The 15,782-nt window shown below is 63.0% G+C and carries 18 protein-coding genes and 1 pseudogene; 8 read left to right on the top strand and 11 right to left on the bottom strand.

Translation table 11 applies throughout. The features are described from left to right. The first annotated feature begins 187 nt into the window (after nt 1–187). The 6 genes and pseudogenes from M3U25_RS06040 to M3U25_RS06015 all read left to right on the top strand — a co-directional run bounded on the left by M3U25_RS06040 (nt 188) and on the right by M3U25_RS06015 (nt 6,039). Nucleotides 188–733: a VC1465 family Xer recombination activation factor gene (locus M3U25_RS06040; protein WP_355497453.1), complete on the top strand. Its 546-nt coding sequence runs from the start codon at nt 188–190 to the stop codon at nt 731–733. Further along, a complete protein-coding gene (locus tag M3U25_RS06035) occupies nt 730–1,266 on the top strand; it encodes a hypothetical protein (protein ID WP_355497456.1) in 537 nt (178 codons plus the stop codon). The genes M3U25_RS06040 and M3U25_RS06035 overlap by 4 nt, the downstream gene beginning before the upstream one ends. A gap of 651 nt (nt 1,267–1,917) precedes the next feature. Further along, nucleotides 1,918–2,777 (top strand): annotated as a pseudogene (locus tag M3U25_RS06030) (site-specific integrase); the annotation flags it as partial. Nucleotides 2,778–3,129: 352 nt separating this feature from the next. Continuing rightward, complete coding sequence (locus tag M3U25_RS06025) at nt 3,130–4,782, top strand: SEC-C domain-containing protein (RefSeq protein WP_355497459.1); 1,653 nt, start codon at nt 3,130–3,132, stop codon at nt 4,780–4,782. Nucleotides 4,783–4,785: 3 nt separating this feature from the next. Next, on the top strand, nt 4,786–5,277 hold the full coding sequence (locus M3U25_RS06020; protein ID WP_355497462.1) for a hypothetical protein: 492 nt from the start codon (nt 4,786–4,788) through the stop codon (nt 5,275–5,277). A gap of 153 nt (nt 5,278–5,430) precedes the next feature. Continuing rightward, nucleotides 5,431–6,039 carry a hypothetical protein gene (locus M3U25_RS06015; RefSeq protein ID WP_355497465.1) on the top strand — a complete coding sequence of 203 codons (609 nt, stop codon included), beginning with the start codon at nt 5,431–5,433 and terminating at the stop codon, nt 6,037–6,039. A 106-nt stretch (nt 6,040–6,145) separates the two neighbouring features. Here M3U25_RS06015 and M3U25_RS06010 read toward each other — a convergent pair whose 3' ends face one another. From M3U25_RS06010 to M3U25_RS05995, 4 genes are all read right to left on the bottom strand, one after another. Beyond that, on the bottom strand, nt 6,146–6,688 hold the full coding sequence (locus M3U25_RS06010) for a hypothetical protein (RefSeq protein WP_355497468.1): 543 nt from the start codon (nt 6,686–6,688) through the stop codon (nt 6,146–6,148). Further along, complete coding sequence (locus tag M3U25_RS06005) at nt 6,675–6,845, bottom strand: hypothetical protein (RefSeq protein ID WP_355497471.1); 171 nt, start codon at nt 6,843–6,845, stop codon at nt 6,675–6,677. Before M3U25_RS06005 ends, M3U25_RS06010 begins: the two co-directional genes overlap by 14 nt. 469 nt (nt 6,846–7,314) lie before the next feature. Continuing rightward, entirely contained in the window at nt 7,315–7,569 is a 255-nt protein-coding gene (locus tag M3U25_RS06000) for a CPCC family cysteine-rich protein (protein ID WP_355588536.1), read from the bottom strand. A gap of 92 nt (nt 7,570–7,661) precedes the next feature. Further along, the gene (locus M3U25_RS05995; RefSeq protein WP_355497476.1) at nt 7,662–8,879 is read right to left on the bottom strand and encodes an FAD-dependent monooxygenase; all 1,218 of its coding nucleotides are present in this window, start codon (nt 8,877–8,879) and stop codon (nt 7,662–7,664) included. 137 nt (nt 8,880–9,016) lie between these two features. Here M3U25_RS05995 and M3U25_RS05990 point away from each other — a divergent pair, with 137 nt between their 5' ends. Continuing rightward, nucleotides 9,017–9,928 carry a LysR family transcriptional regulator gene (locus M3U25_RS05990; RefSeq protein ID WP_355497479.1) on the top strand — a complete coding sequence of 304 codons (912 nt, stop codon included), beginning with the start codon at nt 9,017–9,019 and terminating at the stop codon, nt 9,926–9,928. A 144-nt stretch (nt 9,929–10,072) separates the two neighbouring features. Here the strand turns inward: M3U25_RS05990 and M3U25_RS05985 are convergent, their stop codons facing one another. The 7 genes from M3U25_RS05985 to M3U25_RS05955 all read right to left on the bottom strand — a co-directional run bounded on the left by M3U25_RS05985 (nt 10,073) and on the right by M3U25_RS05955 (nt 15,234). Next, the gene (locus M3U25_RS05985; RefSeq protein ID WP_355497482.1) at nt 10,073–10,531 is read right to left on the bottom strand and encodes a hypothetical protein; all 459 of its coding nucleotides are present in this window, start codon (nt 10,529–10,531) and stop codon (nt 10,073–10,075) included. 141 nt (nt 10,532–10,672) lie between these two features. Continuing rightward, nucleotides 10,673–11,305, bottom strand: a complete 633-nt coding sequence (locus tag M3U25_RS05980) for a hypothetical protein (RefSeq protein WP_355497485.1) — start codon at nt 11,303–11,305, stop codon at nt 10,673–10,675. A gap of 184 nt (nt 11,306–11,489) precedes the next feature. Then, nucleotides 11,490–12,149: a DUF3299 domain-containing protein gene (locus M3U25_RS05975; protein ID WP_355497488.1), complete on the bottom strand. Its 660-nt coding sequence runs from the start codon at nt 12,147–12,149 to the stop codon at nt 11,490–11,492. Further along, nucleotides 12,136–12,729, bottom strand: coding sequence for a DUF3299 domain-containing protein (locus tag M3U25_RS05970; RefSeq protein WP_355497491.1), 594 nt, complete (start codon nt 12,727–12,729; stop codon nt 12,136–12,138). Before M3U25_RS05970 ends, M3U25_RS05975 begins: the two co-directional genes overlap by 14 nt. Before the next feature lie 2 nt (nt 12,730–12,731). Continuing rightward, nucleotides 12,732–13,985 carry an ABC transporter permease gene (locus M3U25_RS05965; RefSeq protein ID WP_355497751.1) on the bottom strand — a complete coding sequence of 418 codons (1,254 nt, stop codon included), beginning with the start codon at nt 13,983–13,985 and terminating at the stop codon, nt 12,732–12,734. 2 nt (nt 13,986–13,987) lie between these two features. Continuing rightward, nucleotides 13,988–14,701, bottom strand: a complete 714-nt coding sequence (locus M3U25_RS05960; RefSeq protein ID WP_355497494.1) for an ABC transporter ATP-binding protein — start codon at nt 14,699–14,701, stop codon at nt 13,988–13,990. Further along, entirely contained in the window at nt 14,698–15,234 is a 537-nt protein-coding gene (locus M3U25_RS05955) for a DUF2796 domain-containing protein (RefSeq protein ID WP_355497498.1), read from the bottom strand. Before M3U25_RS05955 ends, M3U25_RS05960 begins: the two co-directional genes overlap by 4 nt. Before the next feature lie 162 nt (nt 15,235–15,396). Here M3U25_RS05955 and M3U25_RS05950 point away from each other — a divergent pair, with 162 nt between their 5' ends. After that, a complete protein-coding gene (locus M3U25_RS05950; RefSeq protein ID WP_355497501.1) occupies nt 15,397–15,627 on the top strand; it encodes a hypothetical protein in 231 nt (76 codons plus the stop codon). Nucleotides 15,628–15,782 lie beyond the last annotated feature (155 nt).

Genomic DNA, 15,782 nt, shown 5'->3' with positions numbered 1-15,782 from the left:
GCGCGGTCCTGAGCCTTCCAAAATTTCCTTAAAAATCAAGAAGGGGCGCGATCTAGGAACAAAGGACATCAATTAGGAACGCTGACAGACGCGGACGTGAGCTGCGTTGCGGCATCTGAATTTTACATAAGATACATTATGCGAAATTGGCCGTGTCCCCCGACGGGGGCGCGGCCGGCCATCCCCGTTGCAGATCCGCCGCCACGCTGAGCAGTTCCGCACCGCCCGCATCACCCTCGGCCTGAGCATCCCCGACTGCGCCAAGCTGTTGCGCGTCAGCGTCCGCACGGTCTCCAACTGGGAGGCCGCTCGCGCTCGGATCCCCTATACCGCCTACAAGCTCATGCGCGTCCTCAGGGGCGGCAAGCTGCTCGGTCCCGACTGGACCGGCTTCCAGGTGCGCGGCAACGTCCTGGCCACGCCTGAGGGCCGGGAGCTTCGCTCCAGCGACCTGGTCTGGTGGTCGCTACTGATCCTGCAGGCGCAGGAGTTCCGAAACATCATGGCCAAGCGCCGCGGTGCGTTGCCCACCCATGTGGCCACTGCTATGGTCAGTCACTGCCGCGCGCCGGCTTGGGTCTTCAAGCCTTCGGCGTCTACGTATTGTCGTCAGAGTGTCGACACTTTGGGGGGTTTTTCACCGGTCGGACCGGTTAAAAATGCCCTGCACCTTGGCCCGGGGAGTAACACGGGCCAAAAATCTCATGACCAGATTTTGCGGGTGGGCGCATGAGCGTCTCCCCGCCTCCGTCTCGCAAGACCGCCCCTAATGTGCGACTGGTCGATCCGCTCAAGACCCAGGCGGCAGCCAGGGCCAAGCAACTGGGCATCTCGCTCAATGCCTTGGTTGCCATCGCGGTTCGTCAATATCTGGATGTTCAGCATCAGCCGTCGAAGCCGGACTCTGCTCATCTGCTGGCCCTCGGTGGAACTGATCAGGCATTCCCGTCTTCGATCGGTCATCAGCCTTCTTCACGCCCACGGGCGCGGGCGGCGAACGTGGCGGGAGCCTCGGTCGCGGCCCGTGCCCTCGGGCGTGGTGCGCGCTTGTCGGTCGGGGCGCGTAAGCCGTACGGTCCGCCGGGGCCGCCTTTTGCCGGTTTCCGGCTTCGTCAGGGTGATGAGCTGCATTCCTTCCTTACCTGCCCTGCTCGAGCTGTTCCTTCGGGCTTGGTTGGCAGCGGCTTCTTGCAGGAGTATCAGCGTTGCGAAGAGTACGCTGAGTGGTTCTGGCGGACTTATATCCAGCTTCCGCAGGGTCTTTGATTTCCGTGATGCGTCACTAAAACAGGGGGAACCATGCATCCGCGCACCCGATTTCGCGCTCGTTGTGAGCGCCGCCTACGTAACTTCCGCTTTGCTTGTTTGGGCCTGTATCGCTGGCTCACCTTTCCCGTGAGGAAGCCAGGCGCATGGCTGATGTTTAGGTACTTCGGAGTTTTCTTTCTGCTCTACAGATCAGGGCGTTTGGATCTCGCGTTCAAATTTGGGCGCATCTGGCCGACGCATTTTTCGACCATCATTGCTGCTCTGAACCATCAGGGTGATCGTCGGCTTGGAATAGTTCTGTGACGCATCACGGAATATGATGTGCGGGTGCGGGGGCACCCCGCGCAAACCGTTGTAGATCTATCAGCCTGCGGCCGTCATTGGCGCGGGCTTTTTGTTGCCCATGCATTGGCAAAAATCTCGCGACCCGTTGACTGCTTCTAATTCGGTGACTCGTCACTAAACTATCTATTTAGTGATGCGTCACGAATTAAATAGAGAAATTTTTGCATGTGTCGACACTTTCATTTAAGATCCGCCCTGCCAAAGGATTAACTAATGCGACGTATAATGAACCGAGATACATTATGCGAAATTGGCTATATCGTGGGTCGTTGTCTGCGTCGGCGTCATTGCGGCTGTGCAGCATTACGCGGCTGAGTTGACCATGTGCAACGACGTTCGGATGAGGGCGAACTTGTGTGGGAGCTGCAGCCGGCCGTCGATCAGGCGCTGGTGGTGGCCGGCTTGAAGGCCAAGCCCGGGCCGTGGACGCTGGCCACCGTGCGGAATCAGGTCGCCGTGCTGTCCACCGCACATCAGCTCAAGCACCTAGCCAACCTTTGCGAGCAGCTGGCGATCCGCACCGCGCTCAGCCGCGCCGCACGGGCTGCGGTCAAGCGCGGCGAGCGACCACGCAAGAAGACGGCTATTACCCTGGCCAAGCTGGACGCCATGCTGGCCACCTGCGACGACAGCCTGGAAGGAATCCGTGACCGTGCCCTGCTCTGCTTCGGGTTTGCCAGCGGTGGCCGTCGGCGCAGCGAGATCGCCGTGGCCGACCTGCGCGACCTGCGCCGCATCGGCGAGGCGGGCTACATCTACCGACTCGAGCACAGCAAGACCCAGCAGGCCGGCGTCACGGCCTCCTCCATGCCGGACAAGCCGGTGCTTGATAGGGCTGCCCTGGCGTTGGAGGAATGGCTTGAGTTGGCAGGGATCGGCGAAGGGGCGGTCTTTCGCCGGCTATGGAAGACTCGTGTAGGCCCTGCCATCTCGCCGGCCGCCGTCGGTGAGATCGTGCAGCGGCGAGCATGTTTGGCCGGGCTAGAGGGGGACTCAGCGGGCACAGTCTGCGCTCCGGGTTTATCACTGAAGCCAGCCGCCAGGATGTGGCACTGCTGGCTATCATGCAGTTGACCGAACAGCGATCAGCGTCGAGTGTCATTAGGTACTTCCAGGCAGGCAGCGTCACGTCGAACCCCGCCTTTCGCCTTTTGGAGGACTAGGAGTGGCGAAGAGAATGGAATGGAACGGATAAGTAGCCGCTGAAAAAGCACCCGTTCGGGAGCAATGACTGATGCGCTTGGACTGCGTGGGTGCTTCTGGGGCAGCTGGGGCAGCTTGGTTCGAACCGCTACGCCAAGCTCAATCCTATAGCGCCTGATTGCAGAGATAATCGGCCTGCGTGCTTAGCATGGCACCTCATGAATAATGAAATGGACATTCAAGCCATCATTTGCCTTGCTCCAGGTGTCACGCGCCCCCGAATCACGGTAGACCCAGAATTTAGTCCATACGGCCACGATAGTATGATCAGCGGCGCTACGGCGCCGACCGCAGAATAGGAAACGTACGGTGATGCCAACGCGCAACTCTTCTTGTCCTTGCGAAAGCGGACTACGCTTTAAGCAATGCTGCGGCCGGCTTGGCGAACCAGGCGCCGAGCCAGCCATCTTAGGCCCCAGCGATGCTAAGCTGGATGCGCTCATTGCCGCGCGTCAAGTGGAGATTTTCCGCCAACAGCGCCAGCAGGGCCTTGGCAGACCTATCATTTCATTTGAGCTGCGCGGCGCCCGAGTAGTGATAGTCGGAAAACGCTTCTACAAAGGGCGCTGGACGCTGTTCTTTGATTTCCTGACCGACTACATCAAGGACGTATTCGGGCGAGACTGGGGCGAGAATGAGCAGCGCAAGCCCATCGACGCGCAGCATCCGGTCATGCGCTGGGCTGAGCACCTCCAGCGGCAGATGGAGCGCGCGAAGCCACATAAGGCCTCACCTGACGAGCTCTTCTCGATGCCTGCCTCGGGCGCGGCAACGGCTTGGTTTGAGCTTGCATACGACCTTTATTTGGTTCACCACCACGCGTGCCCGGAAGATGGCGCCGCGATTGACGCTTTGATCTCGCGCTTGCGTATGTCTTCCGAGTTCTACGGCGCGCGGCATGAAGTGCGAGCTGCCGGGCTTTTGCTGCGCGCAGGTTTTGACGTGTCTTGGCAAGAGGGCGCCGGCCGTCGACGCGGCGGGCATGGGGAGTTCACTGCAAGCCACCCTGCGACCGGGAAGCGGTTTTGGGTCGAGTGTAAGTGCCGCCAAGGCAGCGTTCGCAGCACCGAGCGCTTCACGCACTTGATCACCAAGGCGCTTCGCAAGCATGCAGAGCATGAGCGCCTCTTATTTATTGAATTGGACCTGCCCCAAAAGCACATCTCTCAGGACGGCGAAGGCTGGCCGGTCTGGGCGGCCTCGACGCTACGCAGGCTCGAGAACAGTGCAGATCCCGCTCTTCCCCCCGCCCACGTGGTGCTCTCCAACTACCCCTACCATCGTAGCTTGGAGGGGCTAGGCGAAGGCACGGGGATCATTCTTGAAGGCTTCCGAACGGACATGTATGGATTTGGCCAAGTCATCAGCCTTCAAAGCGCAGTCGAGCGGCGGCGTAGCCATCCGGAGCTCGAAGCGCTTTGGTCATCAATAGAGGTCCACGGTCACATTCCGCCAACCTTCGACGCGTCTTTTCCAGGGGTTGATGAGGCGACTCGACTATCGATCGGGTGCGCTTATCAACTAGATGATGACGCCGTCGGCATCTTGGAAAGCGCGATAGTGAACGAAGATACGCGTAGCGCTAGCGGAATTTACCGCCTGACGAGCGGCGAGCGCATGATCTATGACACGCCGCTATCTGACGCTGAGATGCATGCTTGGAAAAGTGATCCTCGGACTTTTTTTTGGCAACTCGCTCCCCCTTCGGGCTCAATGCGCGGACCACTGGACGCCTACGACTTCTTTGTGTCTTCAATGGAGGCGATGTCGAAGCAAGAACTGCTCAAGGCAATGCAAAGCCGCCCCGATTTTGATGAGATCCAGCACCTCTCACAGTTTGAGCTTTTGCATTTATATGTGCTCGGACTGGTGTACAATCTTGATCAGCGCGGGAGCTTTCCCGCACCTCCTGAGTGGATGCGCAAACTGCGCCATCGGCGTAAATCCGGTTCCAGCACGGCGTAAAATATGCCGCTCTCAGTGGAAGCAAGCGACCATAGCGCCATGGTGTCACGCAGTCCGCTCAACTCGCTAGATCCGAGCCGGCTCACGGTTTACCTTGATAGCGCGGACTACTCCAATCTCTCCCGGGCCACGATCACCCCGGATCTTGCTCGCGTTCGCGACGAGCTACGGGAGCTCTCCCGCGACGGAAGAGTTGCGTTCTGCTTCTCGTCAATCGCGTTGTTTGAATCATCGCCTGTGCAGGCCCAAGACAGTGGGTTCGCCGCCGCCCGCATTGCGTTGGCTGGCGAGCTTTGCGGGTCAAATTCTCTTGCTTCCGTTGATCGCGTCTTCGAGATTGAAGCTGAGCAGGTTCAGAACCTCGCCCGAGTCGAAAAGAGCATTCACCGGACTGATGGTCATTGGTTTCCTTATGTTTCCGACCTCTTGAGGCCGGCGAGTGAGCTGCGCGCGCAGATGAAGAGCATGATGCAGGGTCAGCTCGACACGATGTAGCTCAACCGCGCGCAACGCCGAGCCGCTGCAGCAAAGACAAGTCGCAAGGGCGTGCTTCGGGCCTCAGCGCTGGTCGGCCTCGCGGGAGCGAGCGAGGCGGAGCTAGCCGGCCTTCCGCTACGCCAGAAGGACGCTGCAACCATTCAGTGCTATATGGCCGGCAAAGCAACGCGCGACGTCGCGGAGCGTGCACTTTTAAGCAGTCTCGCTGACCTGCCGACGCTTGCGAACTGGATACGCAATGGCAACGACGTGAGCCTAAGACTCGCCCCTATCCTTAGGAAGCCCGCCGCCGATTTCACTACCAGGGCGCAGGCAGGTCTCGAGCGCACTGCACTGGCCAGGCGCGCCGCGCTTGCACTGAACCCGCAGCTCGATCGGCAGATAGATTGGGACGCGGTGCGCACCAATCTTCTACACGATTTTGTCGGCAAACAGGTTGTGCAGAGCAACGCATTCCTCGCGTGTTCAACCGAGGAGCTTGAGACGTTCTGCCCGGGTATATCGACCGCGATGCACATGCTCTTCTTGCAGGTCAAGAAGGCGATCCAAGGCGGAAGGGGGCCCCTTGTACCATCGGATTTTGCCGACTGTCTGCACACGATCTACGCGCCATATGTCTCGATTTTTCGCGCAGATAAGCGCACAACACCTGACGTGAGTCCGATCGTCAGGCGATGGGGCACGACGGCGACACAGCGTATCGAAGAAGTGCCCCGCTTGATCAAGGCACGCTTAGCGACAAGTGGACGTACGTACTGATGGCTATCCCCGAGCACTTCGCGCGCTACCAAGCAGGCTACCCGATCGGGCTGTTGGATGTCAGATCCTTAGCCCTTGTAGCGCAGCTGTTCCAGCAGCTCGTCCGTCAGCAACGATTAGTACGTCTTGCGCCGCCGCGCTTGTATGGTCGATCGCAACCCAGAAGTCGATCCACCCAAGACGCCTGAGCCCCACCCAAGTCCTCCAATTCGATGGTCTGTTCTATCCACGTAATTTTCAGCTGCGCGGCCTCCTCGTCTGATAACGGGAAGAAAGCCTCACCTGGCGTACTGATGAACCATGCGCCGATGAGGGCATCGCAGTGCTCGCAGTGGTTGGTTAGATAGGAAGCATCAGCAGTGTGGGAATACCCCAAGCGCAGCCAAGGCGAATGGGCTGTTAACGCACCAGCGGCTCCCTTGTTTAGAGCCGTGACTTGGGTCAGCAGAATGCCGCCATCGACGGGTATCGTCAGATCATCTTCACTGTCCCGCTCGTCGTACCCGGCAAGTCCAATGGCGCTGACCCTTGTTGCTTGATCGCACTTGTAACAAGTATGCAGACCCGTCAGGACCGCGAAGCGCTTGGCCAGATAGTTCGGCCCATGCTCCCACTCAGGCAGTCCGCCTAAGAGGTCAGACGCGGACATAGGTCCAAGATTTGAGGCCCAGGCGCTTAGCCCAAGTCTTGGCCGTCGCCTTGTCACCGGCGCCGAGTAGACGCGTACGATCCAAATGGTCGATGAGTTCCCACTTGCCTTCGCCGCCCTGTTGTGCCGGCTCATCGAAGCAATAGAACTGCATCACGTCCTGAGTCGTGGCCAGGTAGTAATCGGCAGTGATTGCCTTGGGTTTCCCATCAGCCCCGAGGCCAGTGTTGTACGAAATGGTTGGCCGACGCGGCATAGCCCGTCCCCTGCGGATGTGACGTGGCTAATCACGATACCGAGAGGAGACTCCCGACACCAGATGCTGGCACCCGGCGTAGCATTGCCCTGTCGGGTAGCAGCGTCCCATCGGAACTTCCCGGTCAGGTGGCTTTGGCGGTTCTGGCGCTTGAATGTACCACTGCATTGATCCTGATCCCTACCTGCCGGTACTGGCAGCACTGCGCTTGTGGCAACGCCTAGCCTGCCCAATGTGCCTACACCCGGGCCCCGCTACCGCTGATAAATCTTCCTAATAGCTCCCCGGATACGCTTGCTCTTGATCATAAGAAAGCCTTTCACGATATCGGCATAAGCCGAGCCTAGAGGTCGGGTCGGCTGGCCCCACTTTACGTCTCTTCCGCTAAGGGCGGACGAACATATGGGAGATCCTGCCTGCGGGACGCGCCAAATTGCTGATAGTTGGCTCGGGCTTGTGTGAGGCTGAGGTCGCCATTCGGGCCACCTACTACCTCATCAGCATCATTGTCGTCTTGGCCATCATCCTCCCAGAAACAAACGGCGCAAATCTCAAACTCCCCTCGCTCGGACAGCGTCTTGTAGCCACAGCAGGGGCAGCGCAGTGGAAGGTCTTTGATCAGCATGACGTAGCAACCCAATGAAATGGATCCCCGGATCCGGTGGAAATGCATCCTGCAGCGTAGATGCCACTCGACGCTTGGGGCAAGACGATCTTTTACAGCCGATATAGACTGCCGACACCGCTCGCCGGCGTCCCGTCAGTGCATTCGGCCATCGGCAAGCCCTGCGACCAGCCCGCCGCCATGGCCTGCGCATCGTGCAATGGATCGGACGCCTTGGCGCGCTCATTGCGAAGACGGCAGGTTTCGGGGTCTTGGGCGAACAGGCCGCGCGCGAACAGTCTGCCCTGCTCTGCCAGCTTCGTGGTCTTTGGTCCGCGGATTGCGGCAAAACGCGGCAGTGCTTGATCCAGCGCGCCGTCGGCCGCTTCGAGGCACCGCGCCAGATGCCAGGCATCTTCCAAGGCCTGACAGGCGCCCTGGCCCGAGGTCGGCAGTGGCGCGTGCGCCGCATCGCCGACGAGCAGCACATTTGCTCGGCTCCAGGTGTGCAGCGGCTCCACGTCATGCACGGCGATCCGTTGGATGGAGTGCGCCGGCGTGGCTTCGATGAGGCGGGTGACCGGCTCGGGCCATCCTGCAAACAGATCCATCACCTCCTTGCGCATCTCCGCTGCGGGCGCCGCCTCGGGCAATGGACGCGCCTGCGCGGCGGCCCAGTACACCAGATCCGTCCGGATCGGCACGCAACCGAAACGATCGCCGGACCCCCAGTAGTCGTGAATCGCCCTGTCGCTCAGCAACGGGCCATTCCCCTGTGCAACGCCGATCCAGTTCACGAACCCTTGGTAGATGGGGGTGTTGTCTCCTGCGACGAACTTGCGCGCGACCGAGTCCATGCGGCCATCGGCACCAATGAGCAGATCTGGACAGATGCTCTTCCCGTTCTCGAACCGCGCCACGGCCTTGTCGCCGGTATCCAGATCAATCGCGACCGCCCGATGCCCGAACTCCACCTGGATACCAGCGCGTGCCACGTGGTCCAGCAATACCCCCTGCAAGTCCCGACGCAGGATGGTATGGGTTGGGTAACCCATGAGTCGGTCCAGCAACGTGATGTCCAGGCCTCCCAGCGCGTTGCCTGCTGCGTCTTTGCGGTGGACCGACAATGGCCGACCGCCCACCGCCCCGACATCCTCCAACAACCCGAGTTCTTGCAGCACAAAGCCAGCGTTGGGCCAAAGCGTTACGCCAGCGCCCATGGTGGCCGGCCCGTTCCGACGTTCATAGACGCGGAGGGTGTGCCCCTGCTTGTGCAACGCGAGGGCCACGCTCAAGCCTGCGATGCCGCCCCCCAGTATTCCGATCTCCATGCTGATGCATCCCGATTCAATGGGTCCAGGCGTGCCGTTACAGGGCTGCCGTTGGACGGGAGTGCATCTTGGTCCCCATCAATTGCGCAAACTAGCATGCAAAAATGGCGGGCGTTCATACCTCAGGTGGGATAACAGTGCGCAGCAAGCTCGACCTGAATGCAGTCCGCGTCTATGTGGCCGTCGTCGACGAGCAGAGCTTTTCCGGCGCGGGGCGCCTGCTGGCCCTGCCGTCGTCGAACGTCAGCCGTCACGTCGCGGCGCTGGAGCGCAGGCTGGGCGTGCGCTTGCTGGAACGCAGCACGCGCCATCTGCGCATGACAGAAGCCGGCAGGCTGGTGTACGAGCGCGCCAAACCTGTCCTCGACGCCTTGTTGTCCACGGAGGAGGAGCTTGGCGCGGTACAGGGCGAATTGAAGGGACCTCTCAGGATGTGCATGCCCAACGAAGCGCCCAGGCTGCTCGCGCCTATCCTTGCCGAATTCTGCAGCCTGCATCCGGGCATCGAGTTGGAATGCGACACGCGCCTGACCGGCCTGGAAGTGTTGCGTGAGGACATGGATCTCTCCATCGTCTTCCACCGTGGGCGTCAGGACGACAGTGCGTTCATCACCCGCGAACTGGCGACATTGCCCAGCATCGTGGTCGCGTCCCCCGCGCTATTGGCCCAAACCGGGACGCCGCGCCACGTGCGCGACCTCAAGTCCTTGCCGTGCATCACCACCGTGAGCGCACTGAAGGGGCAGCCCTGGCAGTTTCTCGATCCTGCGGGCGAGATCGTGAAGGTGCCTGTGCGCAGCCGGTATCGCGTCAACAGTGGGGAACTTGCGGTGGCAGGTGCCCGTCAGGGACTTGGCTTCGCGATCGTTGCGGCCTACCCATGCCAGGAAGATCTTGCCGCGGGTCGATTGCAGGAAGTGCCACTGGATCTAAGCCCTGCACCACTGCAATTGCTTGGTGCCTACAGTCACCGTCATTCAGTCACTGCGCGAGTTCGGGCGTTGCTGGAGTTCATCCAGGTGCGGTTGCAGGGGTTCGGGGGCAAGTGAGCGTAAGACCAACTTAACAACGTCGCCTGGGAAAACATCACTAATTTCCGTTACGGATGCAACCCGCGTCCGGAAAGGAATAGCAGCTCCCTAATGCGGCACTAAGTCACGTCGCGAAACAGCGTCGACTGAGATGAGTAATGCCTATCCACCACCAGCCTTGTACGAATAAGTTGACGGTTCAAGCTTAAACAAAACCCCAGCAAGATCCGTTCTCATTGAAAGACGCTCCTTGCCGAGGCTTTCGCGCATGTCATCACAGAGGGTACGGAAGGCAAGGATCTCTTGCTCTTTCTCCAAAGTTCCACCTTGCAACCAGAATTTTTGTAAGCTTTGGGCTACAGGAAGATCGGCCGTCAACAAGATGCGCGCCTTGGCGTCGTTGAGGTGAGCCAATTCTTCGACTTCATCCTTGGTGCGTCCTGCGCGACGCGCTGTGAATAGAAGTGAAGTCGACTTTAGGAAGTCCACGTAGGCGGTCATCCTGATCGCTGCTAGTTCATCTTGGCGTGCGCGCTTTGCGGCAAATATGTGACCTAATGCGACGCCCCAAAGCGCCGAGACGCCGGAAAGCGCTGCCACTAGAAACGCTGAACCTTGCATAGGCGAGTCATCCTGAATTTAGCCGCGTAGCGAAGCGGTACCAGTTGAGTGGTCGTTAGCCATAGCACACGCTACCGCAGTTCGTGCATTCGCTGCAGCGCTGGCGCGATTCCACCAGGCGCTGCAACTGAGCAACAGCCTTCAGCGACAGGACTCCGGCAACTTCTCCAGCAAGCCCGCCACCACCGGCGTCAGCCGGTTCGCGACCTCCGGCGGAATCGCGTCACCAGTCCCCTGCCCGCCTTCACTGCGTGCCTGCTCGCAGGCCTTGACGATCCGCGGGCGCATGCCGGACCAGAGTGCCCTGCACTGCCAACCGTCCAGGCCCAGCGGCAGCACGGCGTAGGCGATCGATTGGCATTCCTGCGCGGCGCGGGTGCCCAGCGGTTGGCCGGCGTACTCGTGCGGCACGGTGTCCAGCGCCGGTTGGTAGTAGCTGTCGGGGAACGCGGCCGCGTAGCGTTCCGGGTCCAGTTGCAGCGGCAGGCCGGTCGCCGTCAGGTCGAGCGCGCGGCCGCATGGTGCGGCGGCGGCGATACGCTGGATCGCCTGGTAGATCGGATGGTCCAGGTTGGGTTCGCGTGCCGTCACCTCGGACGTTGCGACCAGCACCGGCAGGCGTGCGCGGTTGGCCATCTTTGCCAGTTCGCCGGCATGGGCCGGTGCGCAGCGTTCGCGGACGCTGGCGGCGATCAGGAATGTGGCGTCGCGCACGAATGCCGGATCGCTGTGCAGCAGTGCAGTGATGCGCTTGTCGGCTGCATCTTCGGACAATGGCCCGACATGAAATGCGGGCACAGATGGCGTGTGGGCCGCCGTGGTCGCAGCAGCACGCGGTGTCGGTGCCACGTGCCCGTGCGTGCGCAACGCCAACAGCACGCCGCCGGCAACGACGACCGCACAGGCGGCGATCGCGATCGCCAAACGTATCGGCGACTTCAGGCGCATCGCCGCGCCCTCAGCCCTGCACCGGGGTGATCGTGGCGTCTTCTGCCTCGTAGGTGGCATTGGCGATATCGGCCTTGAAGTCGGCCAGATGCAGCCGCCCTTGCAGGTGGAACGGGTCCCACAGCTCCGGCACGTCGATCGGGGTGCGCAGCACCACGTGCAGGATCTGGTTCGGTGGCGGTGGCGGCACGTGGATGCAGGCGCCATAGAACGGCACGAACAGCAGTTCGCTGACCTTGCCCTGGTCGTCGCTTTCCAGCGGTACCACGTAGCCGTCCAGGGCGAAGCGTTTGCCTTCCAGGCCCTTCACCACTTGCGACGAACCGAACTGCGCGGCGCGCTGGGTGCCGGAATGGTCGATCGGCATGCCGTTGACCACGGACGGGCCATCGTCGGCGGGCGCCGGCTGGTCCATCACCGCGGCGTCGCCGCGCCAGGCCGTGCTGATCCGCGGCGGCGGGCGTTGGTAGATGTCGTTGGCCGGTGCCAGTTGTTCCCAGCGTTCGACCGTGTCCGGAACAGCGTCGGCGGCTGCGGTCGCGTGGACGGGCGCATGCGCCGCAGCACGTGCTGGTGCCGACGTGGTGCCGGCCTGCCCGCCATCGCCGTGGCAAGCCGCCAGCAGGCACAGCATCATTGCCAGCGGGAGATAGCGCTCAGCCTTTTTCATAGGGATGCAGGTGGGCCTGCTCCATCGTGTAGGCGGTGCCGGCGAGTTCGCCGTGGAGGGTTTCCGCGCGCAGTTGGCCGCTCAGGTAGAACGGACTGTACATGTCGGGCGGGTCGATCGGAGTGTCCAGGCGCACATGCACGATCTGGTTCGGCGGCGGGGGCGGCACGTGGATGCAGGCGCCGTAGTACGGCACGAACAGGAACTCGCGCACGCGGCCGGCGTCGTCGCTGTCCAGCGGCACCACGTAGCCCGGCAGGCGTACCTTGCGCGCCAGTACTGCCGGCACGGTGTTGTAGGTGCCGGTCTGCGGCATCGCCTGCTTGCCCGTGTGGTTGACTGGCGCTTCGTCGCTGTTTTCCAGCGCCTTCAATTCGGCCGGCGGCAGCATCGCGCTCCAGTCCAGTTCGCGATAGCCGTCGGCATCGGGCTCGCCCAGCGGCGGGTTGATCGCCGCATCGTTGGCCGGCGCCGGTTGCGCGGCCGCCGTCTGTGACGCTTTTGTTGGGGCGGCGGGTTGCTGCCGGTCGCAACCGCATAGCAGTGCGAGCGGCAGCAAGAAAGCGATCCAGCGCGCCATGCTCACAACTCCGGCGACAGGCCATCGGCCAGGGTGCGGCGATAGGCCAGCAGCGCCGGCACGATACCGGCAAGCACGCCGGCCAGCAGCACGCAGCCAAGCCAGCCCCACTCCGCGGCGCTGGGCGCAATGCGGTTGATCGCCAGGCCGAAATGATCGAGCACCCAACCGCGCGCCAGCCAGCTGGCCGCCGTCACCATCGACAACGCAAGCGCGCACGACACCACCGTGACCAGGCCGGCTTCGAACAGCAGCAACCAGGCAATGTCGCGCGGCCGTGCGCCGACCGCGCGCAGGATCGCCATCTCGCGCCGGCGCTCCTGCAGCGTGGCCACCAGCAGCGCCACCATCGACACCAGGCCGAGCAGTACCACCAGCGAGGCGATCATGCGCAGCGCGCCTTCCGCGGTGCCCAGCGTGCCCCAGAGCTGCTGCAAGGTGACGCCCGGCATGATCGCCAGCATCGCTTCCTCCGGGTACTCGTTGATCCGCCGCTGCACCGAGAAGGTGGCGATACGGGTCTTCAGGCCGAGCATGAAGGCGGTGATGGTGTCCGGGGTCAGGTCCATCGCCCGCGCCTGCGCGGCGCTGATGTGCTGGCCAGGCAGGCGCACGCCGGAATGCCAGTCGATATGGATGGCCTCGATCGCCTGCAGCGACACCAGCACGCTGGAATCCACCGGCGTGCCGGTGCGGCGCAGGATCCCGACGATCCGGAATGGCTTGTCGGCATGGGTGGCCAGGCTGATCCGGCCGGTGCCATGGGTCAGCACGATCTCGTCGCCGAGGTGGCGGCCGAGCGCGGCGGCGACGTCGGCGCCGATCACCGCATCGTAGAGGTCGTCGAACGCCCTGCCCTGCGCGAACGCCAGCGGGTGCTTGGCGCCGTAGTGGTAGTGTTCGAAGAATCCGGTGCTGGTGCCGACCACCCGGTAGCCGCGGTAGGAATCGCCCAGCGACAGCGGCACCGCCCACTTCACCTCGGGCATCGCGCTCAGGTCCTGGTAGCTCTTCCAGGAGACGTTGTTGGTGGCGTCGCCGATGTGGAACACCGAATACAGCAGCAGGTTCACCGGGCCCGAGCGCGCGCCGACGATCAGGTCGGTGCCCGAGACGGTGCTGGCGAAGCCTTCATGCGCCTGGGTGCGGATCCGCTCCACGCCCAGCAGCAGGGTCACGCTCAACGTAATCACCAGCACGGTCAAGGCCACGCCCAGGCGCCGGCTGCGCAGGCTGGCCAGGGCCAGCTTCAACAGGCTCATCGTGCACCTCCGGCGCCGGCGCGGTTGAGCGTGGCCAGGTCGGCCTGGGCGTCGAACAGCGGTGCGATCGACGGATCATGGCTGACCACGATCGAACTGGTGCCGCCCTGCCGGCACTCGGCGAACAGCAACTGCAGGAAGGCCTGCGCCGCGACCGGGTCGAGCGCGGAGGTGGGTTCGTCGGCGAGCAGCAGCGGCGGCCGCGCGATCAACGCACGCGCCGCGGCCACGCGTTGCTGCTGGCCGACGCTGAGGCGCGCGGCCGGGCGCGACCACAGCGCCGCCACGTCCAGGCCCAGCGCGACCATCAGCCGCTCGATCTCAGTGTCCAGCGCCTGCGTGCCCGCCGCCAATCGACTGCGGCGCGCCGAGAACTGCAGGCCCAGCGCGATGTTGTCGCGGGTGCTGAGGAACGGCAGCAGGTTGAACTGCTGGAACACCACGCCGCAGTGGTCGGCGCGGAAGCGGTCGCGTGCGGCCTTGCGCAAGGCCGCCAGGTCCTGGCCGGCCACGCGCACGCGGCCGGCCGTGGGCTGCAGTACGCCGGCGATCAACGCCAGCAAGGTGCTCTTGCCCGAGCCGCTGGCGCCGCGCAGCAACACCTGTTGCCCACGCGGCAGTTCAAACGATGCGATGTCCAGCACCGGCGCGGTGGCGCCGGGATAGCCGAAGCGCACCTCGTTCAGTTCGACGACATGCGGCTGGTTCATTCCGGCAACTTCACCCGGGTCTGCCCGGCCACCACCTCGGTGCGGCCCTGGCCGGCCGGGGTGGCGACGTCCACCAGCACCGTGTGCAGCCCCGGGAAACGCTGCGGCAGCAACACCTGCAGGTGGTCGAGTCGCGCCGGCTGCGCGCAGTCGAACGCGTAGTGGGCGTGAAACTCGGCGTGGGTGTGGCCGGGTTCGTCCGGATCGGCCATCGCCACGTCGTAGCCCTCGGTGGTGACCTGCGCGCTGCGCAGCGAACAGGTCGCGGCGACCGGGAACTGCAACCAGCCGGCACTGCGCAGGGTGGCGACCGCGGCCGCCAGGCGCTGGCGTTCGCCCGCATCGCGTGCCGGATGTTCGAAGTCGAGGATGCCGATGCCGGGCGCACTGAGTTGCACGTCCACGGCAGTGCCATCGACCGCGACCTCCAGGTTGGCCTGGCCGTGCACGTGCGGGCCATGGTGGCGAACCGCTGCGGCGGCCGGCGAACTGGCGAAGAGACACAACAGGATCAGGGGAATGCCAGGTCGCATATGCAGCGCATCGGTTGAGTTATACTATAACATTATTGAACAATCGAACGTGGGCGCAAGCCTGGCGCTGCAGTCAGTCAGCCGCGGTTCGCATCCGGCCATCGCCGCCTCGCTTCGCAGGCCGGGCCTGCGATGCACGGCGCCGAACTTCAAGGAACCTCCATGTCGTCTTCCATCGTTCCCGACAGCTACACCGCCTGGCGCCACTGCATCGAGGTCGACTGCGGCTTGCGCCTGGAGCCTGCCTACATCGCGCAACGCATTGCCGCGCTGAACGACCTCGCCGACCATCACACCCAGCAGTTCGTGCGCTGCTGGGGCGAGCCGCATCGCCAGCAGGTGCTGCAGTGGTTTGCGCAGGCACAGGCGGCATTCGCCGACGGTCGCGGCTGAGCCGTCGTCCTCGGCTGCCGCGGTGGTGGGATGTGGGGTGCAACGTCGGCGGCTGTCTGCTGCCGAAGGCCGCATCGCAAGTGCCGCTGGCCGCGGCGTGCTCGTACGGATGGGAGGCGATGTCCTGATCCCCTGCTCGCCCAAGGTCATCAGGC

Origin of the sequence: Xanthomonas sp. PPL134, from assembly GCF_040595915.1 — a bacterium.
Classification (GTDB): Bacteria; Pseudomonadota; Gammaproteobacteria; order Xanthomonadales; family Xanthomonadaceae; genus Xanthomonas_A; species Xanthomonas_A indica.
This window is presented reverse-complemented; position numbering and strand designations above follow the sequence as displayed.

What these genes read in the sequence shown, in the direction of transcription:
- M3U25_RS06035 (WP_355497456.1), top strand. Translation starts at nt 730, where the DNA reads ATGAGCGTCTCCCCGCCTCCGTCTCGCAAGACCGCCCCTAATGTGCGA.
- M3U25_RS06025 (WP_355497459.1), top strand. Translation starts at nt 3,130, where the DNA reads ATGCCAACGCGCAACTCTTCTTGTCCTTGCGAAAGCGGACTACGCTTT.
- M3U25_RS06020 (WP_355497462.1), top strand. Translation starts at nt 4,786, where the DNA reads ATGCCGCTCTCAGTGGAAGCAAGCGACCATAGCGCCATGGTGTCACGC.
- M3U25_RS06015 (WP_355497465.1), top strand. Translation starts at nt 5,431, where the DNA reads ATGGCCGGCAAAGCAACGCGCGACGTCGCGGAGCGTGCACTTTTAAGC.
- M3U25_RS06010 (WP_355497468.1), bottom strand. Translation starts at nt 6,688, where the DNA reads ATGTCCGCGTCTGACCTCTTAGGCGGACTGCCTGAGTGGGAGCATGGG.
- M3U25_RS06000 (WP_355588536.1), bottom strand. Translation starts at nt 7,569, where the DNA reads ATGCTGATCAAAGACCTTCCACTGCGCTGCCCCTGCTGTGGCTACAAG.
- M3U25_RS05995 (WP_355497476.1), bottom strand. Translation starts at nt 8,879, where the DNA reads ATGGAGATCGGAATACTGGGGGGCGGCATCGCAGGCTTGAGCGTGGCC.
- M3U25_RS05985 (WP_355497482.1), bottom strand. Translation starts at nt 10,531, where the DNA reads ATGCAAGGTTCAGCGTTTCTAGTGGCAGCGCTTTCCGGCGTCTCGGCG.
- M3U25_RS05975 (WP_355497488.1), bottom strand. Translation starts at nt 12,149, where the DNA reads ATGAAAAAGGCTGAGCGCTATCTCCCGCTGGCAATGATGCTGTGCCTG.
- M3U25_RS05970 (WP_355497491.1), bottom strand. Translation starts at nt 12,729, where the DNA reads ATGGCGCGCTGGATCGCTTTCTTGCTGCCGCTCGCACTGCTATGCGGT.
- M3U25_RS05960 (WP_355497494.1), bottom strand. Translation starts at nt 14,701, where the DNA reads ATGAACCAGCCGCATGTCGTCGAACTGAACGAGGTGCGCTTCGGCTAT.
- M3U25_RS05955 (WP_355497498.1), bottom strand. Translation starts at nt 15,234, where the DNA reads ATGCGACCTGGCATTCCCCTGATCCTGTTGTGTCTCTTCGCCAGTTCG.
- M3U25_RS05950 (WP_355497501.1), top strand. Translation starts at nt 15,397, where the DNA reads ATGTCGTCTTCCATCGTTCCCGACAGCTACACCGCCTGGCGCCACTGC.